Origin of the sequence: Teredinibacter haidensis (assembly GCF_014211975.1) — a bacterium.
GTDB classification, from domain to species: domain Bacteria; phylum Pseudomonadota; class Gammaproteobacteria; order Pseudomonadales; family Cellvibrionaceae; genus Teredinibacter; species Teredinibacter haidensis.
Genome location: NZ_CP060084.1, coordinates 2,230,359 through 2,240,656 on the forward strand (window position 1 = coordinate 2,230,359; position 10,298 = coordinate 2,240,656).

At 44.1% G+C, this 10,298-nt stretch carries 8 protein-coding genes and 1 pseudogene; 5 read left to right on the plus strand and 4 right to left on the minus strand.

Features of this window, described 5'->3' with window-relative positions:
• Positions 1-888: 888 nt before the first annotated feature.
• Positions 889-1,344, minus strand: a complete 456-nt coding sequence (locus H5715_RS08685; protein ID WP_185906615.1) for a hypothetical protein — start codon at positions 1,342-1,344, stop codon at positions 889-891.
• A gap of 348 nt (positions 1,345-1,692) precedes the next feature.
• Between H5715_RS08685 and H5715_RS08690 the strand changes: the two genes are divergently transcribed.
• The 4 genes from H5715_RS08690 (at position 1,693) to H5715_RS08705 (ending at position 5,940) form a co-directional block, all read left to right on the plus strand.
• Positions 1,693-1,908 (plus strand): PilW family protein, encoded by a 216-nt coding sequence (locus H5715_RS08690; RefSeq protein WP_075185080.1) that lies wholly within the window; start codon positions 1,693-1,695, stop codon positions 1,906-1,908.
• 277 nt (positions 1,909-2,185) lie between these two features.
• Positions 2,186-2,866 carry a hypothetical protein gene (locus H5715_RS08695; protein ID WP_075185079.1) on the plus strand — a complete coding sequence of 227 codons (681 nt, stop codon included), beginning with the start codon at positions 2,186-2,188 and terminating at the stop codon, positions 2,864-2,866.
• A 1,415-nt stretch (positions 2,867-4,281) separates the two neighbouring features.
• Positions 4,282-4,869: a hypothetical protein gene (locus H5715_RS08700; RefSeq protein ID WP_075185077.1), complete on the plus strand. Its 588-nt coding sequence runs from the start codon at positions 4,282-4,284 to the stop codon at positions 4,867-4,869.
• A gap of 117 nt (positions 4,870-4,986) precedes the next feature.
• On the plus strand, positions 4,987-5,940 hold the full coding sequence (locus H5715_RS08705; RefSeq protein ID WP_075185076.1) for a hypothetical protein: 954 nt from the start codon (positions 4,987-4,989) through the stop codon (positions 5,938-5,940).
• A 46-nt stretch (positions 5,941-5,986) separates the two neighbouring features.
• Here H5715_RS08705 and H5715_RS08710 read toward each other — a convergent pair whose 3' ends face one another.
• From H5715_RS08710 to H5715_RS08715, 3 genes and pseudogenes are all read right to left on the minus strand, one after another.
• Positions 5,987-6,355 carry a cold-shock protein gene (locus H5715_RS08710; protein ID WP_246434770.1) on the minus strand — a complete coding sequence of 123 codons (369 nt, stop codon included), beginning with the start codon at positions 6,353-6,355 and terminating at the stop codon, positions 5,987-5,989.
• A pseudogene (csrA, locus tag H5715_RS20220) lies at positions 6,338-6,493 on the minus strand (carbon storage regulator CsrA); the annotation flags it as partial. The gene H5715_RS08710 and the pseudogene csrA, both read right to left, overlap by 18 nt.
• Before the next feature lie 544 nt (positions 6,494-7,037).
• Positions 7,038-7,226, minus strand: coding sequence for a hypothetical protein (locus H5715_RS08715; RefSeq protein WP_075188417.1), 189 nt, complete (start codon positions 7,224-7,226; stop codon positions 7,038-7,040).
• A gap of 210 nt (positions 7,227-7,436) precedes the next feature.
• Between H5715_RS08715 and H5715_RS08720 the strand changes: the two genes are divergently transcribed.
• A complete protein-coding gene (locus H5715_RS08720) occupies positions 7,437-9,653 on the plus strand; it encodes a DUF4942 domain-containing protein (RefSeq protein WP_185906616.1) in 2,217 nt (738 codons plus the stop codon).
• Positions 9,654-10,298 lie beyond the last annotated feature (645 nt).

The following is a 10,298-nucleotide window of genomic DNA, read 5'->3' on the forward strand; positions in this document are numbered from 1 at the left end:
TAAATTTACGTTCATTTTTTGTTTATATTCCTTGTCGAGTGAAAGGTTCTTTCTTGACAAGAGGCTTTTTGCTTAGGTGCTACTTTCTATAGACATTTACGTTTTCTCCGTTAAGACTATGTTGTGGTTTAATGCTTGGTTTGTCTGATTTTGGTTAACCCACTTTGATTTATGAATCCCAGTTGGACTCTGGTATGGATGATCGCTGACGCGATAGACGTAGTAAAATGCTCTGCTCAGGTAGGCCTATAGACGGCGGTTGAGACAGTTCAGTAGTAAAACGCTCTGCTCAGGTACGCCTATAGAGGGCGATTGAGACAGTTTAATAGGAACCTATCAACACGGATAAACAGCCTCAGCCGTTCCAGTGTCTTCAAGCGATAGGACGCAGTTCAAATGATTAAGTTTTTAACCTTCATTCGGATTAGACGATGGAGATTTAGACATAGCCATTAACAATGAACGGCTATGGCTGGCCAGTTAACCGAGTCGATGGACGATTGGCCGGACGGTTTCATAAACGCCATATTGACGTTTTTTAAGGTTCGATTAGCGTACATTATTCAATCAGGCATGACAACCCAAAATTCAACCATTACCCTAGTGGAGTTTTTTATTTCGTTCTGTAGGTTACAGTCGTCGTGGGTTTGCGGCTTGCGTTTCCTCAGATTTGAGGAAACGCAAGCCTTTGCTTTCGATTGATTTATTATGCGTGGTGGATGTTATTTTTCGAAGATGGAACAGCCGTCGTTTTATTTTTCTTGCTAATAATTGCGTGTTACGCGGAAAACATTGATGGAAAATAGTTTTTGTGGCGAGCTGTCAATTGTCAATAAACAATGTCCTACGAATTTTATTTAGCCTGTCACCGCATAGCTATTATTGTCGTTATGCCATAGTGGCTGTTTGAATTTTCTTTGCCACTATTTTTGTTTTCGGTTTTGTCTTCGCTTTTTTTTGATTGTTTATCCGGCGTGCCGTTTGTGCCTTCGCTACCGTTGTCTTTCTGCATTCGCGGCACCATGCCCCTTGCAGAATACTGGATGGCAGTGCGTCCCATTCATGCCCGTGCTGGCAGCGCCAGCGCATTTTAGTGTTTACATTCTCATAAACTTTCGACAGACACTGACCGCCCCGCTCTTTTGCCACGACCTGCATCTCGTTCAGGGTGTGCTTGCGCGGATTGCAGATTGGGCACGAGGTTTTTTGGAGCACATTCCGCGGTAACATGCTGAACTCATGGCCTTTATCGCAACGCCATTTAAGCGGCTTTAATGTACCGTTATAGCGTTTTGAAACCACCTGCCAACCCAGTTTTTCGGCGATGTGGTGCATGGTATCCAAAGTGTATTTGTTCCAATTTCTCGGCGCTCGCGGTGATCGGTTTTTACAAACTCGACACCAACCCTGATTAGCCGATCGATAGGTAGCTTCCCACTCATGGCCTTCAGCACACCGCCAGTGATATTTTGTTTGGGAGTCGATATATTCGGTCGATAAACATTCTCCACCCTTAGCCTTGGCTATTGCCTGCATATCCGCCAGTGTTTTACGGCCAACCGGCGAGCAACGAGGACACCAATAACCATCGACAACACTTTGCGCTGTTTTTTCCCATCGATGCCCTTGATTGCAAAGGGGCTGAGTCCGACGCGGCCTGTTTTTCCTACATATTAAATTTGGAGTAGCTGCGTGAATGTTCGTCAACCGATATGGAAACAGGGTGGCCTAGGCATCATTGAGGTCATGGTATCTATCGCTGTGGGCCTGTTTATTCTCGCGGGTGTGCTGCAGTTATATGCAACCTCATCACAAAATTCCGCAGTGGTTAATGGCTCATCCACCATCCAGGAAAACGCCCGCTATACAGGTCAAAGCGTAGTTTGTCCCATTGCGAGTCTTGCTTGAAGCGAGGATTCTTTTTAGAGGCGAATAGCTGATCAAACATCGTAGTTATCTGGAAGTCCTGTTTTTTGTCGCTTTGAGTCCGTTGTGTATACGTTCATATTACCGTTTTAAACTGAGGCCGACAATAATGTACTGGCTGAAACAACGACTACGTTAGACATATCCCTATCTTGATTTTGTGACGAATATCACATTGCAGCCACTTTAGCGCTGCTGATATCATCCCTCGTTGGTTTCAAATGAATTTTTGGCTAATGTTTATACGGAGCGTAGTGTGATGGATAAACCCCCTATCCCTGAAAATGACCTTGAGCGCGCACTATATCTTGCGGCTGAGGAACTGGCTTATTACCCCGTTTTTCTTGAAGAATTGATGCGTTCATCGGTGATGTTGTTAGCACACCCCGGCTGGGGAGAAAATGAGAATTGTTTTTATCCCTTTATTCATTGGCCTTACCCTTCAGATCAGACGCTTATGGTGATTCCATGTTTTAGCTCTCCGTTGGTGGCACAGGCGTCCATTAATGTTGTGAGTAAAATACAATCATCACTGGAAGACTATTCAGATCATTGTGTTGAGGTACCTTTTTCCGAATTAGCACCAATGGGTTATCCGAATGTTATTTTTCAACTGAATCCAGTATCGCCTTTTGGTGCTGAGCTTTACCCAGATGATATTGGCCTATTATTGGGGGCAATACCGGCATCGGAGAAAGCGCACACACAGGATGTTGATTTGGGTTTATTGGCTCCAGAAATAGTCCCTGACGATTTGATGTTTTCACTATCACAGCTTTTTTGCCAATTTTCAGATATTGATCGCGCCTATTTATTGTTCTTTACCAATAAAAAACAGGTGCTCAGCATTACTTGGTTGCTATTAAGTCCGACGCTACTGATCTGCATGCGATGTATGCCGATGCGGGAGTGGTTGCCAACCAATGTCGCGGTGACATAATACAGACAACAGTTATGTTTATGAGAATGCAGGATTCTGACATGATTAGTGCGTTTTGTACGGCGAAGCTGTCTCCGTTTTATGATCGGGCTTGGGGGCAGCTTTTGGCAAATCCGACTGAGCATGGGATGGCATGATGTATTGATGCTTATGTGACTATCGCAATGGTCACTTGCACAATAATTTATATCATCAGAATTTAATTCAGGTCTACTCCTTTTTCACTCTACAAATTGCAGTATTTATGCGGTTAATGTGCAGCTTAGTTGCAGTATTACTGCAGACTTAAAATGCTTTTAGCGCCAAAGTATCTATTTCGTTACTTTTCTGCTTATCTTCTTCTTGCTCTCTGATACCATATTTGTTAACACGTTGGCGACTAGGGCTAAATAGCTTATGGCTTGGAATGACGATAACCACGGCCAACTATTCAAAAGCAATGAATTAAAATTGTATTACTCCGGCACTCATACATGGGCAATGAAGCTCTCACAACTTCATCACCAGAGTGGTTATGTTCGGATAATCACTTATTCGCTTCCAGACATTGATTATGTCAAGCAACAGTTTCATCGCAGACCCTATGACATATCCATTATTTGCCACAGCAAATTCAGAGATAAAGCGATTGAAATTAAAAAACCTATCCCAAAATTAGAATCGCTATAAAAAACTCTGTTCACTCAAAAATTCTGCTGATCGAACCGAAAACATTGTATGTCACAAGCGCCAACGTTGGTCGAAGTCACTGGCATGAAACATGTCTCGGCGCAAGATCGAAAGCTGCTCACGACGAATATATTGCGCACTCGTTCAATCACCTTTGGGACAGAGCAGAAGAGATCCTTTTACAAGACAATGGTAAGATTTAGGCGTATTGGCCGCAGTACTCGCGTGATCAATATATCCCTTGCCCCTTTTTCAGCCAAACACGAGGACTAGACAATGAAGAAAACGTTTTATTTTGCCTCAGCGATAGCAAGCATCATAGGTTTGTTCATAGGCATTTACTCCCTTCCCAGCAACTCAGTAGAACAGAACATCAATGGAAGACCAATAATGTTGTTGGCGAAAACAAAGGCAGCATAATTATCAATAACTATGACCAGCCCTCTACCAATAGCAGCACAGGCCAATACAGGGTTAGACATCCTTCTGGTGGCGGAACCTTTTTATCAAACACTCCGTCGATTTTTAATTTCGATCCCAATAAAAATATCGTATGTCAGCTAGATCAAGGGACAACTGTCACACCTCTTGGCGAGGTGTTCACTAAAAACAATATTGAATCTTCAAAACATGTCCGCGTAGAAAATGGTAGCTGCGCCGGCAAAATCGGATGGATATCTAACAGCACAATAGAAATTCTCTAACAGAGATATTTTTAATCTACAACCAATACGTTAGGAGTTATTATGAAATGGTGGGAAAAAACCGTCGAATACTACTTTATCAAACAACACGTTAATTTAAATATGCTTTTTGCACCACTTGACGGCAAAGAAGAAGAGAAAGCCTCAGATCTTATCCTTGGCAATATTGATCGCTGGTTGCTTATTGAATTCAAAAAATCTAAAAGTGACATAGACAAAGAGAAGGTAAAGTTCCACGATTATGACGCTGCAAAATATCGGCTCCAGGAAAAAGACAACCATCATTGCATTGTTTATGGCGAGTTAAACAGTGTATTTCAACTAAAAGGGAAGACATATTTTTCCAAAAAGCCATTTTCCATCAAAGATATTTACCAGAAAGGCACCGACCTTAAAACATTTAACGCATATATTGAAGAATTGACCCGCCTTAAGAAAAATCACACCGAAACATCGGGATCGGCGGGTGCATTAGCCTGTGTAGCAGGCGTCTCTGGTGACGGCGAAATCACGCAGTGCTTAACGCTGCTAGACTACGCAAATTATTATCAGCTAAGCCATACGATGCAATTAATGCAATCAAGAGGCAACACACCTTCTCATACCATCTCAAGAGGACCAAGCATGTAAATCGAACCAATATCCATTTACCGCTTTTGGCTTTGCGAGTACTCGTATATCTTTCTAAAAATATATTTGCGCTTAAATGGTCTATCTGCCACCACCTTACACGCACGAGGAATATCTATGCACTGTTTTAGAGATAAGCTTTTAAAGCTAATGCAATCTGTTAACACTTACGGTGTTTCTTGCCCATTATTGTACATCAAGCTTGATTTTGTTGAAAAAATGGAATTAGAGGTGGATGAAAACATAGTTTTTAAAAAATCGTTATTGGACATGGATTCATTAGTTGACAAAGCTCTTCAGGACTTGGAGTACTATGAATCATTAGTTTGCATTAAAAACAGTTATTCCGAAGCATTTATTTACGCAAAATTGCAGTCATTATTGCATATTGAGAAGATTCCAGAAACATCCAGCTCAACACCTGACTTCAAAGTCAGGCATAAAGCTAACGACATTTATATCGAACTCAAAAGCCTAAACATGGTGGAAGGCAACCTCAAACACAAAACGGTGATGCACAGCGCCATGAACGCCAAGATTGATGCAGAAAACCAAATAGCCAACGGAAGTAACGTTGGATTCGGCTTCCATGTCATACAGCCTTACAAAACAGGCTCCAAGGAATATGAGGCTGATTCTGTTCGATTAGTAATAGAAGCATTAATCAGTAAAATTGGACAGAATATCAAGCGAGAGCAATACGGTCTAGGAACCACCATTTTATTGGTAGATTTGGCAGATCAATTACCGTTGCATTCGCAACAGGAAGAGTCCATACAACAGCAATATTATGATATTGACAATAGGGCAAAGCTTAGTGGAGAACTCTGGTATGTTGCCTTTGGTAAAATCGGTGATGAAATATATAAAATTTCAGGGCTGAAAGGTGGGCAATGTAGCGACGGAAGACTTCAAAAAGAAGGCGTTCTCAGGGAGCATCCGTATATCAAAGGAATAATATTTCATGTGAAAGATTGTTTTTACGGGCTGGCGCCACTGACGAGAGAGAACGTCAGTGCGACTCATTTTATTGAGTATATTACGACGGCTCATTCATTCTCTTCATCGTAGTTCTGTCCACTTTGCTTTGTTAGAGTGTTAAGAAAAAGTCGTCACGTTAACGTTTTTTGCCGTCAATCACTCTTGGGCCTTTGATGAGACGAAAATTGACATCGCTGCCCTCTTCCAATTGATAGAACTGATTTTTAAGTACCTCTGTTGCGTGGAAGTAAATATTAGTATTTTGGCCAGGGGCATAAATAAAGCCGTATCCGGCGAATTTTTTGATGAACAGGATATTGGCATCGTTGTATTGTTCTGGGAACGAGCTTGTTTGACTGCCTGGTTGACAGTTCGTTTGACGATCAGTGGTATTGTGAGAGCTGTGATACTGAGTATTTGGTTGCTTTGAATTGCGGACTTCGGGTGGTGCTTGGTTTTGATTTGAAGTTGGTGGTAAAGGGTTGTTTTGCTTTCGGTGGTAGATTTCTTCGCGGTCTACGGTGACGTGTTTGGGTGCGTTAATGCCGATTTTGGTTTGATTGTTTTGAGTATTCAGGATTGTAATGGTTATTTCATCGCCAATTTTGATTGATTCACCGATATTACGGGTTAGGATGAGCATAGTACTAAGTATTTCCTTACAGTACGTTTTACTTTCTTTCTATTTTCGTCTGAGTATTTTGTTTAAGCCGTGTCGATTTGAGATGCGGCGTTAGCAGACTAATTCATTCTCGTTTTAATCTTTTCTGGGCTTTGGGCTTTGGGCTTTGGGCTTTGGGCTTTGGGCTTTGGGCTTTGGGCTTTGGGCTTTGGGCTTTGGGCTTTGGGCTTTGGGCTTTGGGCTTTGGGCTTTGGGCTTTGGGCTTTGGGCTTTGGGCTTTGGGCTTTGGGCTTTGGGCTTTGGGCTTTGGGCTTTGGGCTTTGGGCTTTGGGCTTTGGGCTTTGGGCTTTCAGGAAGCGTGGATTAGTTCCTATTTATGGGCATTCTTTTTTAGTTATCTCTTATCTCTTCCAAGTTTCACTCTCGACACACCGCACTCCGTATCAACATTAGCATTTTACCACAGATATATGAGTTGGTTTTTGTTTGGGCGTCCGGGCGTGCCACTCCTCCTTCGCTGGTCGCTCATCCCGCACAGGGTCTGGTGCTTGTAAGGCCGTTTTATCTATTGGAGCTTTATCGGGCTTTGTTTTGAGTTGGGGATTTCCCCTGCGCGGGACAAGGACTGCATGTCACTGACGCTGACGTGCTCCGCACGTTTCTTTTTTAATAAGGCTGGCGCAAGCGCCGCTAAGTCCGTGATTCGATTGGTCGTTTTACGTCCACTCGGATCACGGTTGTGTTGCTGATCCATTTTTCTTCTCCTTCCTTCGTGATGCTTATGTTCGTTGAGGTTCCTTTGCCGTGGGTTGAACAATAGCCCCTTTCCCAACCATTGCAATGCAACCCTGCAAGCAGGGCCGCTGTGCGGTCATTGCAATGGCTGGGATAAGGGGCAAAGGGCGTGTTCAACGGCAAACGAAACTCACCGATGCGATGCGTATCACGACAGGAGAACGTCAATATGACCATCAACACGCAAGTCAACCGCGATAACGGCACAAAATCTACCAATACGATGTGGGGGCAAGAATTCAAGGAAAATTTTTCTAAAAAAGCAAATAAGTCAGGTCGGAGGGCTGTGAGTCAGGCACAGCAAGAGAAAACCCAGGCAGCGCGGCGAGAGCTGGTGGCTTTGACCAAACATTTAAAGCAGGTTCAGCAGGAGCAGGCAGAGCGGTACTGTTCAGAGGTGAAGGCGGCAGAGATATTAGCGAAAACACCCAATGATCTACTAAGGGAGCATTACTTAGGCTCAACCGGTGCCAGTGAGCTAAAGACCTTTCACCAGTGGAAAAATGCGGGTTATTCCGTCAAGAAAGGTGAGACGGCTTTGCGGGTATGGGGCAAGCCTTTTAAAGCAAATTCAGAAAAAGTGGTTTCTACACCCGATGGAGAACATGCGGTTGCGGTGAGTTATGACCGCTATCCTATGGTGCCGCTTTATTCTGATTTGCAGGTACAGCCGATTGATAGTTGTGGTGCTGGTGCTGGTGCTGGTGCTGGTGCTGGTGCTGGTGCTGGTGCTGGTGCTGGTGCTGGTGCTGGTGCTGGTGCTGGTGCTGGTGCTGGTGCTGGTGCTGGTGCTGGTGCTGGTGCTGGTGCTGTCAATGATGACGAACCACTGGCACAAAATGCAAGTTTTAGTGATGTAGCTATTAAAGAATTTGCAGATAAACAGCAGGCGGAGTCAATAGGCGAATGTGAAGAAGCGCAAGCGCGCGAAACCATTAACTTGCCTACCGTTATTGAGTCGGAAGTGAATAATTTTGACGGTATTGAAATTTTAGAAGCAAACCGTATGAATGGTGATGCTGACAATCTTGTCAATGTTGGCTCTACTTTAAATGCACAAAGCGACGAAATTATTGTTAGTGGCCTTAATGATTCCGACTCTGCTAAACCCTTTGCAAACACTCGAAAATCCACAGCCAAACTGGTAGCCGAAATTAAAGCCTGTGACGAAGATTTTGAGTTTTACCCCACCACAGATGAAATTATTCAAGCGATTAATAGTGATATTGAAAACGAAGGCTTTCGAGATATTCGTTCTGTTTTGGATTGTGGTGCTGGTGATGGTCGCGTGCTGGAGTCGCTCAACATTTACAGCAAGTACGCCATAGAAAAAGCCAAGCCGTTGTTGGATGCTATGAGTAAGGATATTTTTATTGTCGGCACCGAGTTTGCCGAGCAGGTATTGATTGATAAAAAGGTAGACGTGGTGTTTTCTAACCCGCCCTACTCTGAATATGAAAAGTGGGCGATTAAAATTATCAGTCAGGCCAATGCACGGCATGTGTATTTAGTGATACCCGAGCGTTGGGAGACGGTCAAAGCCATACAGGATGCCATAAATACCCGTAGTGCTGAAGCGTATATTATTGGTCATTTTGACTTTCACAATGCCGAACGTAAAGCTCGTGCAAAAGTACATTTAGTACGTATCGATTTATGCTATGTCGGTCGCTATGGCAATACTCGTTCACTCGAGGTTGATCCGTTTGAACTCTGGTTTAATGACAACTTTAAACTGGATGTTGCCAACGACGAATCCTCTAAATATGACCTATTCAACCAGTGTCAAGAGCGCGTGGACGTATCCTTAAAGCAAGCGCTGGTGAAGGGGTCAGATTTGATTACTGCGCTAGAAAGTCTGTATCAGCATGAGTTACAGGTTCTTTTGGGCATCTATAAAAAGTTGGAAACGCTTGACCCTGTCATACTGAGCGAACTGAATGTCAGCCTTACCGCCGTTAAGAAAGCATTACAGCTCAAAATTGAGGGGCTGAAAGATATTTTTTGGAAAGAGCTGTTTGATCGACTGGATAAAATCACCAGCCGCTTAACTACATCCAGCCGGGAAAATTTGCTTAAAAAACTGACAGAGCATACCCACGTTGATTTTACCGTGTCTAATGCCTATGCGATTGTCGTGTGGGTGATCAAAAACGCCAATCACTATTTTGATGATCAATTGATTGGTCTGGTTGAGAGTATGACCAGTGAGGCCAATATTGAAAGCTATACCTCCAATCAGCGCACCTTTGGCCGGGAGGAATGGCGCTATGGGCAAACGCCTTCGGAATTGGCTCGTTATAAGCTGGATTACCGGATTGTATTGCACCGTTCTGGCGGCTTGTTACGGGAGCTTTTGAGGCCGTATCAAAAGAGTGCGAAATAACGATCGAGTCAACCGCAGAAGGCAGAAGCGGGTATTTCTTTGACTATTCCCACGAAGCCGAAATGCTGCAGCTTAGCGGAAAGCGCTTAACTCCTCTTGATTGGCGGTTTTTCTTTTTCCCATGGTGGGGAAATCCAGAATACGCGCTAGATCTTGAATCAGAAACGCAGATACCTGAGCTGGAATGGCGGTAGACCTGTGAGAAATACACCCGAGTTAAACAGCAGGCCGGTGCAATCGCTTTATAACTACCCCGTTTAGCGAACAATCACGCAAAGGGAGACTAGTTTAGCTGCATAACTACTTGATCGCTCGCAGTTAACAACTGCGGTCATGCAGCCTTGATTACAGTCACTCAGGCCAGTTGATATTCATCGATGAGCAAAGCTGATTTAGGTTATGGAACCTCTGATCAAGTCCGAGCCGCCTCTCGCTTTCAGGAATACTGCCGGGCCGCGTAGGCTGGCAAGGCATACAATGCAGGAAGGCCGGGCGGCGCTCCGCTGGTTGCCTGTCGAAGCAGCACAAGCCTTCCCCGTCCTGCTCACGGCCCTTATCTACCTCCGTGTAGGCAACGCAGCCATCCTGCGAGGCCCGGAGTAATTCCTGAAAGCCCCAAAGGGCGCATCCTCCCTCTACAGCATT

Coding starts and splice junctions, on each gene's coding strand:
- H5715_RS08715 (WP_075188417.1), bottom strand. CDS start 7,226: ATGGATCAGCAACACAACCGTGATCCGAGTGGACGTAAAACGACCAAT.
- H5715_RS08695 (WP_075185079.1), top strand. CDS start 2,186: ATGGATAAACCCCCTATCCCTGAAAATGACCTTGAGCGCGCACTATAT.
- H5715_RS08705 (WP_075185076.1), top strand. CDS start 4,987: ATGCACTGTTTTAGAGATAAGCTTTTAAAGCTAATGCAATCTGTTAAC.
- H5715_RS08720 (WP_185906616.1), top strand. CDS start 7,437: ATGACCATCAACACGCAAGTCAACCGCGATAACGGCACAAAATCTACC.
- H5715_RS08700 (WP_075185077.1), top strand. CDS start 4,282: ATGAAATGGTGGGAAAAAACCGTCGAATACTACTTTATCAAACAACAC.